The organism is Streptomyces sp. NPDC020379 (assembly GCF_044387105.1).
GTDB lineage: Bacteria > Actinomycetota > Actinomycetes > Streptomycetales > Streptomycetaceae > Streptomyces.
The window spans coordinates 390,051-410,575 of record NZ_JBIRVR010000002.1 but is presented as its reverse complement, the minus strand read 5'-3'; the positions used below and the strand labels follow the sequence as shown (position 1 = coordinate 410,575).

Sequence of the window (20,525 nt, the reverse complement as noted above, 5' to 3'; positions counted from 1 at the left end):
GCGGGTCGTGATCACGGGTGGGTGGTCACCGTAGGTATCTGTCGACCCCTCTGATGAAGCGCCCTTGGGGTAAGCATCTGGGGTGCGAAAGGTGCATCAAGGTGCGTATCCCCCCTTGGGTAGCGCTGCTGGGATATACCAGTCGGTAATGAGTTGACCAAGAGGGTAACTCACCGTGAGCGGGGCGCTGCATGCCGTTCGCTTTAGGCTGCATCTGCACTGCTCGAACGATCAACCGGATTGCGTCGTCGCAGATAGCATCAAACAGGAGTTCGAAGTTGTCGAGGTGGCAGGGGAGCCGCCTCCGCTACTCAGTGAGGGGCCGTGATGGGGAGTCTGGCGAGCCGGGGCATGGGGGAGATGTCTGGTGAGGGCGCTTGGGGGAGCGTTTCTGAACTGCACATCGCTCAGCCGGACAGGCGGTGGGTGGAGCTGAGCGCCGACTCGGTCGAGGCTCAGATGCTGGATATGCTCGGCCTGCTCTCCGAGCTGAGCTGGAAGGTGAATCGGTTCACTGGTGAGGTGCGCTACCTCGTGCCCGCCGACTGGGAGCAGCGTCTGGTGGGTGTGATGCTCGGTGAAGGGGGCGGTCCCTCGGGGTTCCGGGAGGCGGCGTAGTTGCAGGCCCCCAGTGCTGAGGTGGGCAGTCGTTCGGATCGTTGAACGACTGCTTATCAACTCAAGAGCAGCTGTTAAAGTCTCTTATGCGGGCCCGCGGGGTGGGTTACGGGCATGCCCGTGGCCAGCTGCGAGGTGTATCAGCGACTGCTAGGAGACCGGTGATGGCGAGGGCGCAGACCCGCATGTACGAGTTGCCTGATGGCAGGCAGACCTGCGTGTACGAGTTGCCTGACGGCAGGCTGTGCGGAGCGCTGGTCAAAGGTCGGCCGTTCCTCATGAGCCTCAATGGCGAGGACTACGCTCTGCCGCTGTGTGGTAAGGACGTGCTCGACTTCGAGAGCAAGCTGGAGGCGCTCCTGCGGTACTCGTATCGCCCCGAGAAGGTGACGAAGGGGCGTCTTTGGCGGGACGGTACAGGAGTGCTTGCCACCCGGGATGACATCGCTGAGTGGCTTACCAAGCTCTGGAAGAACAACCGTGATGCCTTTAATCCGGGTGAGCGTGCGGCTGTGCAGGCGCTGGTTGAGGCCAGGGGTGGTCCTGATCAGCCGATGTACCGCAAGGGGCGCATGTCGAACGACTGCATAGCTGCGTGGAGGCGTCTGCGTCCTTTGCTGGAGGACAGGGACGAGGCGTGGGATCCTCGCCAGCGCGGGGCGGGTGACCGGGCTGCGCTGGCCGAGCTGCGTGACGAACTGGAGAGCAACACGGAGCGGTTCACGGCAGGGGAGGCTATGTTGATCATGCGGCTGTCCGAGGATGAGCCTCTTCCGAGAGAGGCGGCGATCCTCTACGGCAAGGTGGTGGCCTGGCGTCAGATGGCGCAACAGGCCCACTGATGAAGCGATGTAAGGGGCCTGTCCTGCGGGATGGGCCCCTTTGCTGTGCCCGCAAACCCAAAGAAATACTGTTAATGACTGTTCTTTGATCTCTTGATGAACTGTTGCTATGGTGTTGCTACCCGGGGCGATGGCGTACCGCTCCGGATCTTCAGGGCGCGACGGTGGCGACACCCGTCGGCCCTGTTCAGGGAGGGGAGCATCATGACGGCAGTGACATACCCGGACGCGGTCAAGGCCAGGGATGAGTGGCTTGAGTCGTTCCAGGGGCGGACCAGGGAGGAGTACGGGCGGGACGTGCGCCGGTACTTCGAACACTGCGAGAGCCGTGGCACTAACCCGTTGGATGCCCGGCAGGCCGAGGTGGACTCCTTCCGGACCCTGCTTCGGGAGCGCGGGATCGGCGCCAGTGCCTGGAACCGCGCCCGAGCTGCGGTGAAGAGCTTCTACATCTACGTAGTCCGTGAAACCCGCTGCGAGCGCAACCCTGTTGAAGCCACCCGGCGCGCGAGGACTGCCAAGAGGAAGCAGCTCGGCTTCACCAAGGAAGAGGCTGAGCAACTGCTCGACGAGGCGTACCACTCGGGCAATGAGAAGCTCTACGTGCTCGTGCTCACGATCCTGGAGACCGGCCAGCGCATCAGCGAAATCGTCGGCGCGGACATCCGTGACCTCGACTACGAGCACGGGTACCCGGTGCTGCGCACGACGGTCAAGGGTGAGGAGACCCAGGAGATCACGCCGTTGAACGGCCGGGTCTTCATGGCCCTGCTGACCATGATTGGGGGCAGAACCTCCGGACCCCTGTTCACCACGCGCAGTGGGAAGAGGATGACCCGGCAGGGTGCCTACGACATGCTCGCGCGTCTGGCCCGGCGCGTCTTGCGATTCCGCGCGAACTTCCGTAAGGGCAGGCGCACGTTCATCACGCTCGCCCTCGATCTGGGTATCCCGCTGGACTATGTCCAGGAGGCGGTTCACCACGATGACCCCAGGACGACCAAGGGGTATGACGACGGCCGTCGGGCACTGGGCTCGTCACCGACCTACGCCTTGGAAAAGTACCTGGTGCACCCGGATGACCCTGCGGAAGAGTCCCTTCCTGCACGCCCTGCGCTCTCCGTCGTCCGTGACGCTGACGAGGTGATCACCCTCCGCAAGGCAGACCTGGTCAAGCTCATCACTGAAGAGGTCGTCCTCATGATGAGGAAGCAACCCGCAGTGTTCCCCGGGGAGTTGGTCGCCGCATGACCTACACGGACCAGGACGTCGAATACGTCGCCATGGCCATCGCCGAGGTTGACGGCGTGGGACAGCTGCTCGATCACGACTGCACCACGGGCTACGAGCTGAGGCTGGCCTACCAGCTCAAGGCGAAGCTCATCCTCGACGAGATCTACCCGAAGCTGCGAGGCAAGGAGAGCGCCACCCGCATGACGTACCACCCCATGGGCATGGTCGCCGAGTTCCACGACCGGTTCGATATCGAGCGGGAGAACAGCACCGACGACAAGGAGAACCTCGTCGCGCTGCGCCGTCGCCTGATCGAGGAGGAGTGCCAGGAAGCCGCCGTCGAGCTGACACGCTTGGGTCGCAGGCTGGAGCGCGGCCAGCATGCCCGGAGAGCGCGGGTGGCCCTGGCGAGGAAGCTGGTCGACATCTTGTACGTCACCTACGGCACTGCTGAGATCCTCGGTATCCCCCTGGAGGACGCCTTCGAGGAGGTGCACCGCAGCAACATGAGCAAGCTGGGGCTCGACGGGCGGCCGGTGCGACGGCACGACGGCACGATCATGACAGGTCCCAATTACAGGGAGGCGGACGTCGCAGGGGTCATGTCCGAGAAGACGGCCGCCTGAGGGGGCTCGCACAACTTGCTGGGCTCGGAAGAGCGAATGCTGAACACAATTGATGGTGGCAACGCGGGTGGACATAGAGATTCGGAAGACCGAGACACGGGGAACGTGGACTGTTGTGGTCGACGGCATGGAGGCTGGCACCGTTCAAATCAACGTCCCACTCGGTAAGTTCGAGGTCACCATAGACACGGCCTTGGGGTACGGGAAGGTCGCCCAGAAGGCGATTGACGAGGCCGAGCACTTGAGCACCATGGAAGAGATCCAGGCAGCCATCAGGCGTGGGTACACCGAGCACCTGAAGGTGCTGGAGCGGCTGAAGGTCGTCGACCGTGAGAGCCGACCGAAGTTCGTGAGCACTCCCATGGGCGGCCAGCCGAAGTAACCCTGGCGGACATGCCTAAGAAGCAGAAGACCCCGGTCCTTGGCGGAGGACGGGGGTCTTGCTCGTACCCCCTAACAATTGCTGGCTCCACTGGCAGACGATTGAATGAAGTCGACTAGCAGGAGCAGCTCTATGGCGAAGAAGTACCCCAAACCTCGCGAGATTCCGCAGCCTCAGCTCCAGTCCGGGAAATACTCGAAGCGGCAACTCGACCGTCTCCAGCACCAGGTGCGCAAGAACGCCAGCCCCAAGGCTCGGCAGCGCCTGGAAGCCTTCAACGGCGGTGACACCGATGCCCTCGTCCCCTTCGACACCTACCCCGATCACACCATCAGCAAGGACAAGGCCCGCCCGCGCACGGTGGCTGCTGGGTACGACTACAGCACACACACGCTGCGCATTATGTTCCGCAAGGGCGAGCACACTCGTGGTGATCGCGGCGGGGCTGTCTACGAATACTACCGAGTGCCAGTGAACGCCTGGCGGCACGTTCAGAAAGCATCCAGCGAAGGGCGTTACATCAAGTCAACCTTGAACAACTACCCGTACCGACGCATCGCCTAACAGGTTCCTCATGCCTCTGAATATGTTCACGGGCATGAGGAACTCTTTTATGCGCAGAATCAGCGTCAACCCGGGACAGCGGCTCGTCTACCGGACGTGGACGCAGGAGATGTCCGAGCCGTACCGGCGCTGTGAGAACACGGTTGTTGTACGGATAGGTGGCTTGCGGGCTCTCGCCTTCGGGAAATGGGGAGCCCCCCTGGCGGACGAGGACGCAGCGATGGCCACGGTCTTCCGCCTGGGACAGCTGGTGCTGGAGGGCGACGATGACTGACCGGGAGACGGTACGGGAGCTCGTCGGCCGCCAGGCCGCTGATGTTGATGAGGAGATGGAGTTGCTGGAGATGCTGGGGCTGATGCACGAATGCGAGTAGCGAAGAGGCTGGAGCGGCTCCTGGCAGGTCACGGTCATCGGGACAAGGCTCGCCGCTTTATGGAGAGGTCCGGCCGCGCACAGGTGCTGGACTGGGCAGACAACGAGGCCAGCAACCTCATTTCCGCACTTCGCGACCTGGAGATAGGCACGGCTCCGGAAGCCCTGGAGAAGGGCACAGAAGCGCTGGTTGTTCTCGTCGCCGCCTTCGAGACCCTAGCGCGCCGATCTTGAGCTAGCTGTGCCACCTCGTGAGGTTGGTGCCTTGGCACCGATTAACCGCTAACTAACGTCTCTATTTGAGGAGTTCATGGGGAATGAAGTCCCACCACGTGGTCATGTGGTCCGGCGGCATCACGAGCTGGGCCACCGCCCGCCACGTCATCCAGACCCACGGGGCGGCCAGCACGACATTGCTGTTCGCGGACACCAACGCCGAAGATCCCGACCTCCACCGGTTCAACCGTGAGGCCAGCGCCCAGCTCGGCCTTCCCATTACCCGCGTCACCGACCCCCGGGAACGCGATCCCTGGCAGGTCTTCCAGGACGCCAGCTGGCTGGGCAACACCCGTATCGCCCAGTGCTCCCACGCACTCAAGCAGGACCCCTGTCGCGCCTGGTTGACCGCCAACACCGACCCCACGGACACCATGCTCTACGTCGGCATTGACTGGACCGAGACCCACCGGATGCCCGCCATAGCCAAGGGCTGGGCCCCATGGACTGTCGAAGCACCGCTCACCCGAGCGCCCTACCTTGACAAGCGTGACCTCCTCGCCGAGCTGGAGACGCTCGGCATCCGTCGGCCCCGGCTCTACCGGCTCGGCTTCGAGCACAACAACTGCGGTGGCTCCTGCGTCAAGGGTGGTCAGGCTCAGTGGCTCCGCCTCCTGGAGGTTTTCCCCGACCGGTACGCCAAGGCCGAAGCCCACGAGGCGCGTATGCGTATCAAGCTCGGCGACGTGGCGATCTTGCGGGACCGGACCGGCGGCACCACCAAACCGCTCACCCTCGCCGAACTCCGCCGCCGCGCTGAGCAGCAGCACGCCGACCAGCCCAGCCTCCTGGACCACCTTGACTGGGGCGGCTGCGGCTGCTTCACCGAGGCCGACGCGGCGTAGAACCCGTCTACTGCCCACCGTCCGCCGCTGTCACGCCGTGGAACCAACGTGCAGTCAGCTGCTCCATGGAGTGCCGGGCAGGTCGGTGGTGTTGATTCCCCGGTACAGGCAGCGGTAGATCGCCTCTTGGTACAGCCGTGTGTGCCACCGGGGAAGCGGCAGAGCTGAGATGACGGCACGGCCCGTCGTGGTGAACATCCAGTAGACGGGCTGGGACAGGGTTCTGGCGGCGTACTCCAGGCCGGAGCGGGACTGCTCCATCTGGCTCTTCAGCTCGACCTTGTTCCAGGCCCGCATCAGCCTTGTGAAGGTGCGTATCGCCGCCCCAGCGTAGAGGGGAAGCGATACCAGCATGACGGTGTAGAAGATCGCGATGAGCGTGTGGTGCACGGTGAGGTCCGGCTCGACCCAGTTGTAGCGCTCGTCGTAGTCGCCGGAGGGTTTGGAGAGCATCGTGACGAAGAGGGCGATGAAACCGCCGACAAGCCCCAGCGCTGAGGCAACGGTGAGGGTGCGGTGGCTCCTTGAGTAGAGGCTGCACTGGGAGGCGTAGCCCCGGCATGCCGTCTTCTTCTGCGCTACCCAGGCGGCGCCGTGCTTGTCGCGGTCGTGCCACTCGTCAGCTAACTCAGCTCCCCACTGGACTCCGGCTGACCCCCACCCGGCTGCGCTGAAGACGTCCACGGCATCCTCCCCACCCTCGATGACTTGGCCGGGACAACCCTACTCGCCAGTGATCCTTTCACCCATACCTGGCGTGCTGGTGCGGGAATTGGTCGGTAACAGGTTATCCGGCCTGAATTTTAGCCTCGAACCATTCCAAGTGGTTCGAGGGGAAAGTCCATGCCTGAAGTCGTCGAGCAGCCAGTAGAAGAGGCAGCTGAAGATGTCGTCGCCCAGTACGTCCAGGAGGAGTTCAGTCAGGAGACCGTAGACCAGATCCTCGACAAGATGCTCTTGGTCGTCGACGAACTCTCAGGCCACCCGCTGCGCCCTTATCAGACACCGATGGCGCGACGTATCCTGGAGTCGCTCATCATCGGTGATGCCAAGACCATCACTGCATGCTGGGCACGCCAATCCGGGAAGACCGAGGTGCTGGTCAACACGATCAGTGCGGCCATGATTATGTTTCCCCGGCTTTCCCCGGTCTTCCCGAACCTCATGGGGAGGTTCAAAGAGGGTGTGTGGGTTGGGGCGTTCGCCCCTGTCGAGGACATGGCCTCGAATCTCTTTGGGCGTTTCGTGTCCCGGCTTACCTCGGAGCGGGCCCAGGAGCTGGTGAATGATCCGGAGATTGATGACAAGGTCGCGGCGCGGTCCCAGGAGCTGACTCTGACGAAGTCAGGGTCCCTGGTGCGTAAGCAGACCTGCCACCCCCGGGCCCAGATCGAGGGTCGTACCTATCACGTGGTCCTCGTTGATGAGGCTCAGGTTGCCGACGAGCGGGTGATCAACAAGTCGATCTCGCCTATGCTGGCGAGCACTCGGGGGACCATGATCCTCACGGGGACCCCGAATTACGTTCGCGGAGTGTTTTACAAGATCATTCAGCAGAATAAGCGGGAGCAGACCAAGAGGAACGCCCGGCAGAACCACTTCGAGGCCACGTGGAAGGACGTCGCCAAGGCGCATCCTGACTACGGAATCTATGTTCAGGCTGAAAAGCTCAAGATGGGTGAGGACTCCGACGAGTTCAAGCTGTCGTACAGGCTCGTCTGGATGCTCGACAAGGGCATGTTCACCACGAGCGAGAAGTTCGACCGGCTCTGTGATCCGACTATGCAGACGGTGAAGGCGTACAACGCCCATCCGGTGCTGGTGGGTATCGATCCGGCCCGGAAGCAGGACTCGACCATCGTGACGGTGACCTGGGTGGGGTGGGATCGGCCTGATGAGTACGGTACGTACGAGCATCGGGTGCTCAACTGGCTTGACCTGAGCGGGCTGGAGTGGGAAGAGCAATTCTTCCGCATCGTTGATTTCCTTTCCTCGTACCGTATATGGGCTATAGCCATTGATGTGGGGGGTGTCGGTGACGTGGTTGCCTCCCGGCTCAAGGTGCTCATGCCCGAGGTCGACATCATCGAATGCAACTCCGACCTCGGCGCGCAGTCCAAGCGGTGGAAGCATCTGATGGATCTCATGCGGCGCGGAAAGATCGCATGGCCCGGTCATTCCAAGGCCCGCAGGCTCAAGACCTGGAAGCGCTTCCGAACCCAGATGGAGGATGCCGAACTCCGCTTTCAGGGGCCGAACATCGTCGTGGAGGCACCGGACGAAGCGGGTGCCCACGATGACTATGTCGACTCCCTCGCTCTGTCCACCTGGGCGTCTGCGGAGCTTTCCATGCCCGAGGTCCAGACGAGCGACAACGTCTTTTACCGGTGAGGAGACGATTCCTCGGATAATTCAGGGTGACTCGCTGACCATCTGGAGGCACCATGGCGACCCCGCCCGATCCCACCGACGACCTCAAGCGGGAAATCGCCCGGCTGACGGCGGCAAACGCACAGCTCACCCGCGACAAGGCCGACCTTGCCGACTCCCTGAAGGACGCCCAGCTCGGGCTCCGGCCGAACCGCTTCTACCCCGTGGTGCCCGTCGACGACCCCTTCCTCATGCCGGGCTACACGATCCAGCAGAGCCGCCCAGGCCAGCCCACAGCCCCCACCGGACTCACGGTCACGTACTCCGTCGTCGGCACGAACCCCCAGTTCGCGTTCAGCTGGAAGGCCCCGCTGGCGGGCGCTCCGGGTCTCTACCGGATCTACATCCGCGAGGGCGAGGTCGAGGGCACTCAGCACTCCCGGTGGGGGGAGCTTGACGGACAACTCACGTCGTTCACCTGGGTGTTCAAGGACTGCGTCGTCCGTTCCCGGACACTCCTCTTCGAGATGGTGGCCGTCACCCCGGAGGGCCGCCGGTCGTCGCCCCTGGCCGTGCGCGCGGACGTGCGGTGAGCGGCTGGCGCGACCCTTGGTGGATCCCTGGGTGGACATCCCAGCACCCCACGTGGACCTGGGACCCTCCCGAACCTCCGACCCCGTTCCCGGCGCACATCGAGCAGGTCCACATCCAGGCCGTCTTCATGTGGGGGAGCGCAGCGGACACCTACCGGGCCAGCCTCCTGGTACGCGCCAACTCCCCGCTGGTGGACAGCACGACGGGGATCGTCGTGCTGCCGCAGACAGCCCGCATCCCCATCCGCGAGGGGAAAGCCGACTTCACCCTCCCCGCATCCGACGGACCCACGCTTGCCCAGCCCATCACGTACTCGGTCTGGGAGGTCATGCCTGGCGGACGGCAGTACACCATCAGCGTCCCCTCCGGCCGGGGAGGTGCGGTACAGAATCTGCGCGCACTGAAGAGTGGGGAGCCGTACCAGCACATCCCCGTGCCACGCCTCAACAGCTCGAACTGGAAATGGATGTACGGCTAACACCTTGGGCGGGTCCTTCTGGACGATGGCGATGAGTGCATTCTCCAGAATGAGGTAGTGATATGCCGAACAGCCCCCTTGCCCCTGCTCCCGGTGTCCCGGAGCGTGGGCGTCCCGAGTACACCAGTAAGACCGCCTCCAACTCCGTACGCAAGGGCCGGACTCGTTTCGAGGAAGGCATCGGAACAGATACCGATGTACCTCGCGACTTCGGTGTTGGGGCGCTCTCCGGGTATGAGACGGCTCCCGGCCGGCCGAATCACAACAAGTCTGTATGGATCAAGCCTGCTGCTGAGACGCTCAAGGAACGCGCGCACGTCGGGTCGGCGGCCTGGCCGGAAGGCCCGAACTTCCTTGGTTCCTTTGTTGACGGTGCAGGCTCCGGCGCTGAGCTGAAGTACCAGGCGGCCATTCGCGATGGAGGTCATCAGGCCCGGCCGAACTACGCACGGATCTCCGACAAGTAGCCACTGCTGAGCGCTGAGAAGGGCCCCGGGCGATGTGCCCGGGGCCCTTCGCTTTAACAGGTATGACCGTCACGGACGAAGAATTGTGCCCGTACTGAATGTCGAGCGCATACGGGTGAGTCCATGTCGGTTGCCTTCTACCCGCCGTCGATGAGGGCGGCCAGCAGTGACCTCGCCATATCCATCAGCCCCCTCGGCCTCATTGAGCTGAGCGATGAGGAGCACGAGGTCCATGGCCAGCGGCTGAGCCGCTATGCCACCAACTGGGCGTTCTATCTGGGCTTTCATCATTCCTATCGGCGTGAGGCTGGCGAGACGCAGAACACCATCAACTACACGGGTGCACTGTGCCGCTACGTCAATCACTTCACCTTCGGCAGGGGCATCCACTTCGAGGTGAAGAAGAAGTACGAGCACATCGTCCCGGCGTTGCTGCGGCGTGCCTGGGAGGAGGACAACGACAAACGATCGCTCCTCTATGAGATCGGTGAGAACGGCGGGGTGACGGGTGACAGCTTTGTGAAGGTCGCCTACGAGGAGTCCTGGACTGATGGTGCAGGCCGGACACACCCCGGGCGCGTGCGTATCCTCCCGCTCTCCTCTGCCCACGTGTTCCCGGAATGGCATCCCCACGACCGGGGGAAGCTGGTCCGCTGCAAGATCAAGTACAAGTTTTTCGGCACCTCAACAGAGGGAACCCGGACCACGTATACGTACGTCGAGGAGCTGACCGACGAATCCATCAGGGAGTTCATCAACGATGACCTGGTGGACGAACGCCCCAACCCACTGGGGATCATCCCGATAGCTCACATCAAGAACATCTCGGTGTCCGGCAGCCCCTGGGGCAAGAGCGACATCGACGACATCATCCCGCTCAACCGCGAGTACAACAACGTCACCAACGACATTGCCGACGTGGTCAACTATCACGCAGCCCCCACCACTGTGCTCTTGGGCGCGAAAGCTACGAACTTGGAGAAGGGGGCACGCAAGCTGTGGTCGGGACTCCCGAAGGATGCCTCAGTCTTCAACCTGGAATCAGGCGTCGACCTCAAGGGCCCGCTGGAGTACTTGGAGATCATCAAGAACTCCATGCACGAGCTGGTCGGCGTACCGGCAACAGCCCTCGGTGCCATGCAGCCGGTGAGCAACACGTCAGGGGTGGCTCTGGCAATCCAGTTCCAGCCGCTGGTCCAGCGCGCATCCCTGAAGCAGATGCAGTTCACCCTCGGGTTCAAGAAGATCAACGAGCTGATCTTGCTGACGCTCTTCACTCATGAGCCCGACACCCTGAAATACGACGCCGAAACAGGCGGCATCAAGAAGGACGAGTCCCAGCCCGACGTCCTCAACATGAAGGACCCGGACATCTACAAGGTCGACATCGTCTGGCCGACCCCCTTGCCCGTCGACAACCTGGTGAAGCTCAACGAGATCCAGCTGAAGATGGCGCTTGGTCTGGAGAGCAAGCGCAGCGCCCTCTACGAACTCGGTGAGGAGTTCCCCGACGAGAAGCTCGCCGAAATCACGGAGGAACAGAAGCAGGACGCCCTGGCACGCGGGGCGCTGGAATTCATCAACGCCGCCATCGCTACAGGAATCTTCGGCTCGCCGGACGGAACCACGCCCGATAACACTCGGGGCAGCACCGACTCTAAGGTTCCGGAGCAGAGCACCAAACCTGCCGAGTCCGGGATTTCCCTGGACTTCGGCATGGACGCCAAGAAGATCATGGACACAGTCGTGACTATGGCGCACGGCACCAGACTGCCGCAGCGCCAGCAGAAGTACGACGACACCGACATCGCTGCTTAAGACGAGGAACTCCCATGGACGTGAACACCCTTCCCTCTGCTGCCGAGACCACGCCGGATAACCCGGAAACCGTTGCCACCACGAGCCCGACCGACGCCGTCCCCGGTACCCCGTCCAAGACCTTTACTGCTGACGATCTCAACCGCGTCCGCTCTGAGGTGAAGGAGCAGCTCTACGGCCGCCTGAGCGCACAGGAGGAGACGCTGAAGCAGCTCCAGGAGGAACTCGCCACCCAGCGTGCCGCCCGTGAGGCGGAAGAGCAGGCGAAGGCCGACATCGCGAAGCGGGCAGACGAGGAGGCTGAGGCCAAGCGCCGGGCTGAGCTGTCCGCCAAGGCCCTTGTGGAGGAGCAGCGAACCGAGTTCGAGGCACGCCTGGCCGCGATCGAGGAGCAGCGTCAGAAGGAGGCTGAGCTCTATGCCAAGGAGAGGGCCTGGCAGGAGCTCCAGCAGTACAAGTCCCAGGCAGTCGCGGCGGCTCAGAATGAAATCGCCCCGGAGCTTCTCGACCTCATCAGTGGCGATGACACGTCGGCGATCGACGCCTCCATCGCTGCCATGAAGGAGAAGTCGGCTCAGATCGCCGCCAGCGTGCAGCAGGCCCAGACACAGGCGCGGGCGAACATGCGAGGCACCGCGCCGACGGGCTACGGCATCGGCGCTGGCGGCACTGTGGGGGAGACCATGGAACTGACGCCCGAGCAGATTCGGGACATGCCGATGTCCCAGTACATGAAGCTGCGCTCGCGGCCGAACATGCCCGGCGCCACACGGGCCAGTAACCAGGGCATGTTCGGCTGATCCTTCCCGAACCAGAACCGCCCCTCACTCATGCGAAGGTGAGGGGCTTTCTGCTGCCTGATAACACAATATCGAGGAGGTGGAAGAGACTGGCTGCAAGCGGCTCGCAAAGGGCTGCTTGCAACGACCGGTCGTGCCACTTCGAACTAGAGAGACCACAATATGGCTTCATCGATCACCGGTACCGGGTTCCTCTCCCCGAATCCGACGAACTACTCGGGGCCCAACTCCCTACTCACCCCAGCGATTCAGCAAATCTGGAGCAAGGAAATCCTCAACGCCTGAAGGGGACCCCGGCTGGTGACAGTCGGGTAAACACCACGCTGTATCGGTGAACCCCTCCAGGCAGGTCAGGGGAATACCGAGGGAACCCGTGCCGGGGACTCCGTAGAGACTACACGCGAGGCATCTCCGATAGGACTGGCTAGTCGGCATAACTGGCCAGTTCTGGAGATGGAGATATAGTCCGCTCTGCATCGACCTGGTGAAGATGCAGAACCAGGCAGAAATGACCTGGTCACTCCCTCAGGGAGGGGTAACAGATGGCTTCCAGAGCATGCCGATTTTGCGGTACGAGAATTTCGCTGTGAAGAAGACCGAGCTCGGAGTTGCGCCCGGCTTGCAGATCAACTTCATGCGCTATGACAATTTGGCACCGGCCAAGCAGCTGACCGAAGGTATCCGTATGGAAACCCAGTCGCTAACGGCCTCTCAGTTCTCCATAACAGTCCATGAACATGGCCAGGCCGTTGCCGTGTCCGAGCTCCTGCTTAACGCATCGTTCGACGATGTAATGGCCTCTGCCAGCCGCCTTTTGGGGAGGTCGATGGCCCAGTACATCGACGGCCTCGCAAGGGACGTACTGCTCGGGGCCACATCAGTGCTTTACGGCCGGGATAAATTCGATCTCTCGGGTACGAAGGGAACCCGAACCCGGCTCTCGCCCTACGACAAGGGCGATGCTGCTGCCGGTCGTGACGGCCTGACAAGCCACTACCTGACGGCGAGTACGGTCAAGGATGGCGTCGAGACGCTTGCGTCCAAGAACATCCCGCGTCTCGGCGATACCTACGTCATGTTCATCCATCCTCATCAGTCCCGATGGCTGCGAGAGGACCCGGCCTGGATCAACGCTACATCCTATTCGCAGCCCGGGAATTTCTCCATCGGTGAGATCGGGCGCATCGATGACGTGATCTTTGTGGAGACCACTCAGGTCAAGCAGATCCAGAATGCGGCGAGCAAGATCGTTTACCAGAGCAGCCTAATCGGAGACAATTCATTTGGCCACGCAATCAGCCTCCCTGTGGAACTCCGAGACGGCGGTGTCCTTGACTTCGGCCGCGAGCACGCACTTGCCTATGAGAACTGGGCCCTCGCAGCGTAAGCGGTGAGTGAAAATCCCGAGAATTGCTGGGACGCCCGCGTCACCTGACTGCACCACAACGTGGGGCGAAAGCCCGAGCGTGACGGTTCGAAAAGCAGTCAGCAGGGGTGATCAGCAGCCGAGCCCGCCTGGGCCTGACGGTCCGACGGGAAGGTTCAGAGACTATGCACGGGACGCCCCACCGGGGCGAAGAGAGAGTCCGAACTGCGGTGAGAGCCGTAGAGGCTGGCAGAAATGACCAGCCCGCACACAGCAACAGTGCGAACCAGAAGCAGACAAGACATAGCACCAGACGCTACCCGCAGTGTGAGGTAACAGAATTGGGTACAGCATCCTCGGAATGGGCATGATCACCGATCAGAGTGTCGTGACCATCGAGACCAACTAACACAGGCAAATACAAAAGGTCCCCCATCTCCAGCTATCGATGGAGATGGGGGACCTTTTGTATTTGCCTTAGGTGAACTCGCCGTCTCTCACACCGAGCACGAAGGCTTTCCACTCGTCGGCGGTGTAGCGAAGTATGGTCCCATTTGGGTCGGTTGGCACACGGAGGGCAATTGCCCCACCTGGCAGCTTCGCGATCTCTATGCGGTCGTCAGGTGCGGCTCCGGGAGCACTGATCCACTTCGCGTCGCCCAGGTCTAGCGCGTAGAGATCTGCCTTATCTCGCGTGACCGCCATCAGGAAAGGATCTCGTGATCGACGGCATCGATGAACATGTCCCATGCTTGACGAGAGGCGCGTGCCGCAGGAATGTCTACGTTCTTCGAGTCACGTATGGCGATTCCTTGGGAACCAGGGATGTCGGTGACCTCAACGCAGTTACCGTTGCTGGCGGTATAAGAACTCTTACGCCATTGGGAGCTACTGAGGTCGACCGCGTACAGGTCGGCCGTATCGTTCATCTCAAACCAACTCTTTCTCGATGCGTTCAATCAGCTCGCGGCTATCTTGTTCTGAGAGAGCCGAGCTCGACAGGTTCCGAAACAGACGGCTGAGCCGCTTGACGGCCAGCGCGTCGTCTCGGAAGCCCGTCGTGGCCTCAGCGGACTCAACGAAGGCCACGTCGTCGTCATCGGTCTCTTTCCCTGCGGTGAACAGGGTGAAAGCTCCGGTGGTGACCCCGTTCTCGCCAGCATTGAAGGGTACGACGCGAATCGAGGCGTGGTCCCGCTCGGAGATCTCGGCCAGGTGCTGGAGTTGGGCTCGCATGACTGCCACGCCGCCCACGTGAACTCTCAGGGCGGCTTCGTGGATCACTGCCTCCAGCAACAGCGGATCGGTCTCCTTCAGTAGATCTTGCCGACGCATCCGGACCTCGACCAGTGTGTCCACCTGATCTGGACCAAGTGCCGCGATGCCCCTGCTGGTCACTGCTCGCGCGTAGTCGGCAGTCTGAAGGAGTCCCGGGATCAGCAGAGGCTGGCACTCGCGACAACGACCTGCTTCAGCTTCGTACGCGAGGAACTCTGCGTAGTTCGTACTGATCACGTCGCCATACGCTTGCCACCACGGCGGAACTCGCTGCCTTCCCTTGATCATGAGGTCGGCAAGCTCTGACAGTAGCGGCTCGTCAACCCCATACAGCTCCATCAGCCGTTCGAAGTCCTTCTTCGAGCATGCGCGCTTGCCGTTCTCGAAGCGGCTGACCTTCGAGTTGTGACAGTCGAGGTATGCGCCGACCTCCTCCGTGGTGAGCCCCTGCTGATCCCGCAGCTTGCGCAGCGCAGCACCCAGCTTTCGCCTTGCGGTGAGCGGGCTGGTGCTGGTCACGACGGCCATCGGCCCTCCATCCCCTGTTGAGTCGGTTGGTTGAGCGTACCTGCTGCCCTTCTGGCCGAGTCTGGGCGATCGGCGCCTGCGAGGCAGAGATTTGGCAATCTGCCATGCAGGAGCTTGACGGTGAGCCTGAGTGAAGGGCACCGTGGTTCCCGTCACACAGCGCGCCCCGAGTGTGACAGGTAGCTGATCAACTCTGTCCTGACGCACAGTCAGGGCCTGGAGGGGACATGACTGTCATCGCGCAGAGCACCGGCCAGCAGTACAGAGTCAGGCTCCGGGAGATCGAGCCCGAGACGGTGACGCGGATGCGGTCCATCGTCAGAAACCATTTACACCTGTGGGGTGTAGGGGGCGAGAGTCAACCTGATGTCGACAACGCGCAGTTGGTGGTATCTGAGCTGCTTGCGAACGTTGTGCGGCATACGGATGGCGTGTGCGAGCTGTGTCTGTCACTGGCTGACGGAACGTTGACCATCGAGGTCAGGGATCAGTCGTCCGAGCTGCCAGTAGCCCATGAGCCCGCAGAGTCGGACGAGTCGGGCCGGGGCCTGCTCCTAGTACAGGCGCTGGCGCAGAGCTGGGAAGTGACGCCCTACGAGGTCGGCAAGTCGATCATGGTGAGCCTCGCGCTCTCCGGCCTCCCGTCGTCGGCACCCCGTGGAGGTGCGGAGTGAGCGTCGACCGCGAGGACATCGCCCGAGAAATCTTCGACTACCGGCGGAGGTACCCGGCAGAGGAGAGCCTCCTGGAGCAGGTGATTCCCCAACTGTGCGCCCACGCACGGGCGGGAGCACCGTGTGTCCCAGAGTGCCCGGTCGTAGAGGTGGGCGGGCTGCTGGTCGATGAGCAGGACCGGGTGCTGACGACGCCGCACAGTCGGCGCGGTCCTTTTCCTCAGCAGCGCCTCGCCGAAGACGATGAGAGCCTTCGGGCGGCTGCACTCCTCGCAGTAGTGGCAGTCAGTAATACATCTGATGTCTGGATTGTGGCCGGGCAGACCCTTCCCATCGTGGTCGAGGTGTCGCCGCAGATTCCGGGAGCGGGGTACTCGGGCTCACGCCTGACGTTTCGCTACGTATTCCAGACGTTTACATCCTCAGATGTGCTGGATTCCAAGGCTGCGCAGGCTCGTGCAAGTTGGCTGCCGCTTGAGCACCTGAAGCGTGGCCCGCTGGGGAGGCGACTGGTTTCTGCCCTCCGGGCGGCTGAAGGCGCGCAGCAAGAGTTTTGAGGCTCGTTCTGCTCAAGCAACCAGACCGTTTCAATGTCGAGTTGGAGTGTGATCATGGAGTTTCCGCCGATTCCGTATCCGCGAAACATGTCATGGGTGGAGCAGCCGAGCCAGCGGGAGGAATCCTCGGCTCCTCCTTGCTCGGAAGATCGAGACCAGGACGAGGGGTTGCGCGAGGACTGCTCCGAGTGAAGCAACCGCAGGATCCAACTTCCGTGGAAGGTCGCGTGGCGCTCCGCGCGCTACCTGCCGTTTATCCGGATAGGGCGAGCAATGCTGCCCCCGAAGCGCTGGCACAGGGAAACGATTCCGTCGGGTCTTCAACCTGTACGGTATGTGATCTGCTTCGGGTTGCGATTTATGTCGCAGATATCGAAGGAGATGCGGAAAAATGCCAGACGGTGCGGAGGAGTCAGTTTCGTCACGAACGGGAAGTGCATGCGTGATGGGTGAGCACGAGCGTACAGCGGATGCTTCTCGCATGACTCGCCGTAAGTTTGTGGTCAGTTGGGGCGGCATCACCGCGATCTCTGAGAAATCGGAGCCCCCAGCGTTGACCGAGATGGGTGCGCCTGAGCGAACTCGGCAAATTCCTCGCGCTGTTCCACTACTTCCCGGGAGTGTGCAGGGAGGGTAATCTCCGAGCCTGTTGGCCTCTCTGCGTCTAGTGGCCGAATCGATAGCAAACGACGCCCCATGGCGACCGACTCGGGTCAGGGTCGCGCAGGAATACTCAAGAACTCGCTTGGAGGTGAAATATGAAAACTCGTCGTATCGCAAATGTCAGCGCTAAAGCGGGGAATCACCGGTATGGTGCGAAGCTCGCTCACTTCGCGGTTCTCGATAGCCAGACAAAGAAAAGCCTGGCGGAACTCAGTGAGAGAGAGCCGGAACTCAGTGAGGAAGAGATCCTGTTCCGGATCTTCGCGCGCGAAGACGAAGGAGATGACAAGTGACCCGGTCGCTGACGTCGTCTCAGGAGCAGGTTGTTGCCAAGAAACAAGGGGTGATTGCCAGGTATGCCGAGGGAGAGTCAGCCATCAGTATCGCCCGCTCCTTCCGCGTGAGTACCAGTTGGTTCCTTAGGCAGCTGGACGAATGGGAGGTACCGAGGCGCAGCCCATCCGAGGCTCGCGCCGCCCTCGGGTCTGAACATGCGGCTTTACCGTATGGCGCATTCTCCAAAATATCGACCAGTCGGAAAGGTGATCGCGTTGATTGATCCAGGCTTTTGGAGCAACGAGGACCGCGAGGCGGCTGAGCGAGCCGCAACAGACCTGGCTAATGCGATGCACGAGGTAGGTCTGGAGCCCTGGGATATGGAGATCCTCCATCCCTGTGAGCACCAGGCTAACCCCGAATACAAGATCTCCCTCGGGAATCTCACGGTGCCCGCAGCTGAGCAGGCGGGCCGGATTCTTCGCATCCTGGCCGAATTCAGGGCCGCTGTCTCACAGGTTGTGACCCTTGAAGCCACAACTCCATAGAAACATGGTGGTGTTCGACGCAGAGTATGGGCTGCCCGGAGTGGCCGTCGAGCTCACGGACAGCAGCGTCCTCATCAGGCGCCCCACAGGATTCGAGTGGAGGGCGCGCCGTCGGCGGGTCCGTCCGGCAACTGCTGATGAGCGGCGACAGCTGAGAGCCGTCGGCAGACACCACCGGATGCAACTGCGCACTGTCCGCCGATGAGACTCCGCTCCCTGCCGGATGACGTCTTCCCCCAGCCCGGCAGGGGGCGGGAACAAACGCCCGCCCGGTCGTCCTCGTGGCTGAGCGGCCGGGCGGGTGTACCACCGCACGACGGCGCAAGGACCGTCCCTGCGTCGGCACCACGTAGGAGGTAACGCAATGCGAAACCTGTACGTGACTCAGGTGGACCCCGAGGACGACCCCGACGGCGACGACGGTGAAGCCAACCCTAACCACGGGTGCGGCGACAACATCGTCAAGTAGGGGCTAGGTAGCAACGGTTGGGCCCCTGCTCATGGGATCGTGGTGGGCGGGGGCCCGGCTGAACTGATCAGAGGAACACACATGGCTCTAACCGTTACCGGAACCGGCAGAGTGACCATCGCACCGCTACGGTACACATGGGACCCGGCAGCGTACTGCCTGATCGGGTATGCAACCTCAGAAGGGGGCCTGGCGGCGGTCATCGGTACCGTGGCCATCCCGGGCAGGAAGAACAGCGAGCCATCCCTCATGGACGTAGCGGCGCGACATCAGCCCACCAGCGTCTATGGTCAGCCACTCGAACATGCTCAGGCGTGCTGGCTGATCTGTGCTGGCTGGAGTAGCAGCCTGATCCCCAAACCGGGCTGTCTGGAGTTCCTCGACGCCGCATGGAAGCTGGAACGGCAGGGGACCGTGGATCTGAAGTCCACCATGTACGGACACGATCAGGCGCATATCGGCCGCTTCGTGTTGACTGATCCAGAACTGAGGGCTCAAGCGGTGCGCGCACTCGACACGTACGCTTAACGGCAGCCCCACCTTGCCCCGCCCGCGCACTCCTCCGGGAGGCGCCGGGCGGGGCTCTCTTGTTGCTCGTTACGCGGGCGGTAGCGCGTCCGGTCCCATGACCGGCGTTCCGTTCTCGTGTGCCCCTGTGCATGGAGACTTGTGCTTGCAGAAGAATCCACGGCCCTGACAGGCGAGGCACCGGTGAGCCGCCTGCATCTCTCCGGCTTCGCCGGACTGGCTCACGTACAGCGTGGGCGCGTGGTATGTGCCATCGCCCCTGCATCCCTTGCACAGGTGGTGCGGGCCGGGGCAGAGGCCGTCAGTCATGACCGGGTGTCGGCGTCGACCCAGCCCTGCCCGTTGCACGTGGAGCACGTCTGCTCTTCGTACTCCTTGCCGCCGGGGTTGTCCTCGATGTTGTGGTGGCGCTCAACCTGTACTGTCCCTTTGCCGTTGCAGTCGCTGCACTGGGTGGCCATCCGAGAAACCTCGCATCCATGCGTTGATGGTGCCGGTCTGAGCCGTGCCTGTCCCCCGTTCGCTGGCGTCTCCCCCTTTCTGCGTAGGGCCTTTGGGACCCGTCCGGCCGGTGTCGTGACCAGCGGCGGCCGGACGGGCGTTTGGTGCTCGCCCCTGTGCCGGGGGAGTGGAGTGCACCCCTCTCGGGGGCGAGGGGTCTTCCGGCAGAGGGGCGAGCGGTCTAAGGGGCCCCGTGCTGCGGCGTCGGGACCGCTTCGAGGAGCTGCACGACCTCGACCAGCTGGAGCAGCTCCTCCTTGTCGCCCTGCCAGTCACGTAGGCGCGCTATGACGGCTCTGGTGAGCTGAGCGCGGAATTCCGGGGTGTCGTAGACGGCCGGACTGTACGCAGGGGTCAACGCATCCGCCGTCACGTCACCCGGGGGAGATGCTGACTCGTACGGGTCGCGCGCCCATAGAGCTCCGCTAACTCCTCTCATAGATCCCTTGCGAAGATTTTCTCGCAAGGGATCTCTGTTGTTACATGAGGAGTATCAGATGCCGCCCAGGAAGAAGATTTCGCCGCGTGACCACACCGCGATCGTGAATGCGGAGCTGGAGGAGAACCGGCAGCTGACGGAGAAGGAGACAGCTGAGCGGGAGCTCATCGAGGCGCAGATAGCCGACGAGGTACGCAGCCGCGTCGTGGACCTGACGCAGCCGGACGTGGTGGTTGAGGAGCAGCCGGTCGAGGTCGGTGATCCGGTTCGTGAGATGCAGGTGGTGGAGGACATCACGGATGTCACGATCGGCTACCGGCAGACCTACAGCTTCGAGGCCGGACGCAAGTACCGTGTTCCCGCCCACGTTTATAATCACCTCAAGGAGAAGAACTACGTCTGGGGCGCCTGA

General features: G+C 62.4%; 26 protein-coding genes. 20 read left to right on the top strand and 6 right to left on the bottom strand.

Features of this window, described 5'->3' with window-relative positions:
* The first annotated feature begins 426 nt into the window (after positions 1 to 426).
* The 8 genes from ACH427_RS04410 to ACH427_RS04375 all read left to right on the top strand — a co-directional run bounded on the left by ACH427_RS04410 (position 427) and on the right by ACH427_RS04375 (position 5,759).
* Positions 427 to 618, top strand: a complete 192-nt coding sequence (locus ACH427_RS04410) for a hypothetical protein (RefSeq protein ID WP_398867860.1) — start codon at positions 427 to 429, stop codon at positions 616 to 618.
* Between the two features lie 164 nt (positions 619 to 782).
* Positions 783 to 1,460 carry a hypothetical protein gene (locus ACH427_RS04405; protein WP_398867858.1) on the top strand — a complete coding sequence of 226 codons (678 nt, stop codon included), beginning with the start codon at positions 783 to 785 and terminating at the stop codon, positions 1,458 to 1,460.
* Between the two features lie 204 nt (positions 1,461 to 1,664).
* Positions 1,665 to 2,711, top strand: coding sequence for a tyrosine-type recombinase/integrase (locus ACH427_RS04400; protein WP_398867857.1), 1,047 nt, complete (start codon positions 1,665 to 1,667; stop codon positions 2,709 to 2,711).
* On the top strand, positions 2,708 to 3,319 hold the full coding sequence (locus ACH427_RS04395) for a hypothetical protein (RefSeq protein WP_398867856.1): 612 nt from the start codon (positions 2,708 to 2,710) through the stop codon (positions 3,317 to 3,319). Before ACH427_RS04400 ends, ACH427_RS04395 begins: the two co-directional genes overlap by 4 nt.
* Positions 3,320 to 3,386: 67 nt before the next feature.
* Entirely contained in the window at positions 3,387 to 3,701 is a 315-nt protein-coding gene (locus tag ACH427_RS04390) for a hypothetical protein (protein WP_398867855.1), read from the top strand.
* Between the two features lie 132 nt (positions 3,702 to 3,833).
* Entirely contained in the window at positions 3,834 to 4,265 is a 432-nt protein-coding gene (locus ACH427_RS04385) for a KTSC domain-containing protein (protein WP_398867854.1), read from the top strand.
* Between the two features lie 49 nt (positions 4,266 to 4,314).
* Complete coding sequence (locus tag ACH427_RS04380) at positions 4,315 to 4,539, top strand: hypothetical protein (protein ID WP_398867853.1); 225 nt, start codon at positions 4,315 to 4,317, stop codon at positions 4,537 to 4,539.
* Positions 4,540 to 4,955: 416 nt separating this feature from the next.
* Positions 4,956 to 5,759: a hypothetical protein gene (locus ACH427_RS04375; protein ID WP_398867852.1), complete on the top strand. Its 804-nt coding sequence runs from the start codon at positions 4,956 to 4,958 to the stop codon at positions 5,757 to 5,759.
* A 54-nt stretch (positions 5,760 to 5,813) separates the two neighbouring features.
* Here the strand turns inward: ACH427_RS04375 and ACH427_RS04370 are convergent, their stop codons facing one another.
* Positions 5,814 to 6,443: a hypothetical protein gene (locus tag ACH427_RS04370; RefSeq protein ID WP_398867851.1), complete on the bottom strand. Its 630-nt coding sequence runs from the start codon at positions 6,441 to 6,443 to the stop codon at positions 5,814 to 5,816.
* 159 nt (positions 6,444 to 6,602) lie between these two features.
* Here ACH427_RS04370 and ACH427_RS04365 point away from each other — a divergent pair, with 159 nt between their 5' ends.
* The 7 genes from ACH427_RS04365 to ACH427_RS04335 all read left to right on the top strand — a co-directional run bounded on the left by ACH427_RS04365 (position 6,603) and on the right by ACH427_RS04335 (position 13,673).
* Positions 6,603 to 8,150 (top strand): terminase large subunit domain-containing protein, encoded by a 1,548-nt coding sequence (locus ACH427_RS04365; protein WP_398867850.1) that lies wholly within the window; start codon positions 6,603 to 6,605, stop codon positions 8,148 to 8,150.
* A 53-nt stretch (positions 8,151 to 8,203) separates the two neighbouring features.
* Complete coding sequence (locus ACH427_RS04360) at positions 8,204 to 8,722, top strand: hypothetical protein (RefSeq protein WP_398867849.1); 519 nt, start codon at positions 8,204 to 8,206, stop codon at positions 8,720 to 8,722.
* 128 nt (positions 8,723 to 8,850) lie between these two features.
* A complete protein-coding gene (locus ACH427_RS04355; protein WP_398867848.1) occupies positions 8,851 to 9,201 on the top strand; it encodes a hypothetical protein in 351 nt (116 codons plus the stop codon).
* A 62-nt stretch (positions 9,202 to 9,263) separates the two neighbouring features.
* Positions 9,264 to 9,668 carry a hypothetical protein gene (locus ACH427_RS04350; RefSeq protein ID WP_398867847.1) on the top strand — a complete coding sequence of 135 codons (405 nt, stop codon included), beginning with the start codon at positions 9,264 to 9,266 and terminating at the stop codon, positions 9,666 to 9,668.
* Positions 9,669 to 9,791: 123 nt separating this feature from the next.
* Positions 9,792 to 11,486, top strand: coding sequence for a phage portal protein (locus ACH427_RS04345; RefSeq protein ID WP_398867846.1), 1,695 nt, complete (start codon positions 9,792 to 9,794; stop codon positions 11,484 to 11,486).
* Positions 11,487 to 11,500: 14 nt separating this feature from the next.
* Positions 11,501 to 12,286, top strand: a complete 786-nt coding sequence (locus tag ACH427_RS04340) for a hypothetical protein (protein WP_398867845.1) — start codon at positions 11,501 to 11,503, stop codon at positions 12,284 to 12,286.
* A gap of 490 nt (positions 12,287 to 12,776) precedes the next feature.
* The gene (locus ACH427_RS04335) at positions 12,777 to 13,673 is read left to right on the top strand and encodes a N4-gp56 family major capsid protein (protein ID WP_398867962.1); all 897 of its coding nucleotides are present in this window, start codon (positions 12,777 to 12,779) and stop codon (positions 13,671 to 13,673) included.
* 456 nt (positions 13,674 to 14,129) lie between these two features.
* Here ACH427_RS04335 and ACH427_RS04330 read toward each other — a convergent pair whose 3' ends face one another.
* From ACH427_RS04330 to ACH427_RS04320, 3 genes are read right to left on the bottom strand one after another with little or no spacing between them, the layout of a single operon-like run.
* Positions 14,130 to 14,357 (bottom strand): DUF397 domain-containing protein, encoded by a 228-nt coding sequence (locus ACH427_RS04330; RefSeq protein WP_398867844.1) that lies wholly within the window; start codon positions 14,355 to 14,357, stop codon positions 14,130 to 14,132.
* Positions 14,357 to 14,581, bottom strand: coding sequence for a DUF397 domain-containing protein (locus ACH427_RS04325; RefSeq protein ID WP_398867843.1), 225 nt, complete (start codon positions 14,579 to 14,581; stop codon positions 14,357 to 14,359). The genes ACH427_RS04330 and ACH427_RS04325 overlap by 1 nt, the downstream gene beginning before the upstream one ends.
* Before the next feature lies 1 nt (position 14,582).
* The gene (locus ACH427_RS04320; RefSeq protein WP_398867842.1) at positions 14,583 to 15,458 is read right to left on the bottom strand and encodes a helix-turn-helix domain-containing protein; all 876 of its coding nucleotides are present in this window, start codon (positions 15,456 to 15,458) and stop codon (positions 14,583 to 14,585) included.
* A gap of 227 nt (positions 15,459 to 15,685) precedes the next feature.
* Here ACH427_RS04320 and ACH427_RS04315 point away from each other — a divergent pair, with 227 nt between their 5' ends.
* From ACH427_RS04315 to ACH427_RS04300, 4 genes are all read left to right on the top strand, one after another.
* A complete protein-coding gene (locus tag ACH427_RS04315) occupies positions 15,686 to 16,132 on the top strand; it encodes an ATP-binding protein (protein ID WP_398867841.1) in 447 nt (148 codons plus the stop codon).
* Complete coding sequence (locus ACH427_RS04310; protein WP_398867840.1) at positions 16,129 to 16,689, top strand: hypothetical protein; 561 nt, start codon at positions 16,129 to 16,131, stop codon at positions 16,687 to 16,689. The genes ACH427_RS04315 and ACH427_RS04310 overlap by 4 nt, the downstream gene beginning before the upstream one ends.
* A gap of 758 nt (positions 16,690 to 17,447) precedes the next feature.
* Positions 17,448 to 17,645, top strand: coding sequence for a hypothetical protein (locus tag ACH427_RS04305; RefSeq protein ID WP_398867839.1), 198 nt, complete (start codon positions 17,448 to 17,450; stop codon positions 17,643 to 17,645).
* Positions 17,646 to 18,756: 1,111 nt separating this feature from the next.
* Complete coding sequence (locus tag ACH427_RS04300) at positions 18,757 to 19,173, top strand: hypothetical protein (RefSeq protein ID WP_398867838.1); 417 nt, start codon at positions 18,757 to 18,759, stop codon at positions 19,171 to 19,173.
* Positions 19,174 to 19,478: 305 nt separating this feature from the next.
* Here the strand turns inward: ACH427_RS04300 and ACH427_RS04295 are convergent, their stop codons facing one another.
* On the bottom strand, positions 19,479 to 19,634 hold the full coding sequence (locus tag ACH427_RS04295) for a hypothetical protein (protein WP_398867837.1): 156 nt from the start codon (positions 19,632 to 19,634) through the stop codon (positions 19,479 to 19,481).
* Between the two features lie 221 nt (positions 19,635 to 19,855).
* Positions 19,856 to 20,032: a hypothetical protein gene (locus ACH427_RS04290; protein ID WP_398867836.1), complete on the bottom strand. Its 177-nt coding sequence runs from the start codon at positions 20,030 to 20,032 to the stop codon at positions 19,856 to 19,858.
* Between the two features lie 139 nt (positions 20,033 to 20,171).
* Here ACH427_RS04290 and ACH427_RS04285 point away from each other — a divergent pair, with 139 nt between their 5' ends.
* Positions 20,172 to 20,525, top strand: coding sequence for a hypothetical protein (locus ACH427_RS04285; protein ID WP_398867835.1), 354 nt, complete (start codon positions 20,172 to 20,174; stop codon positions 20,523 to 20,525).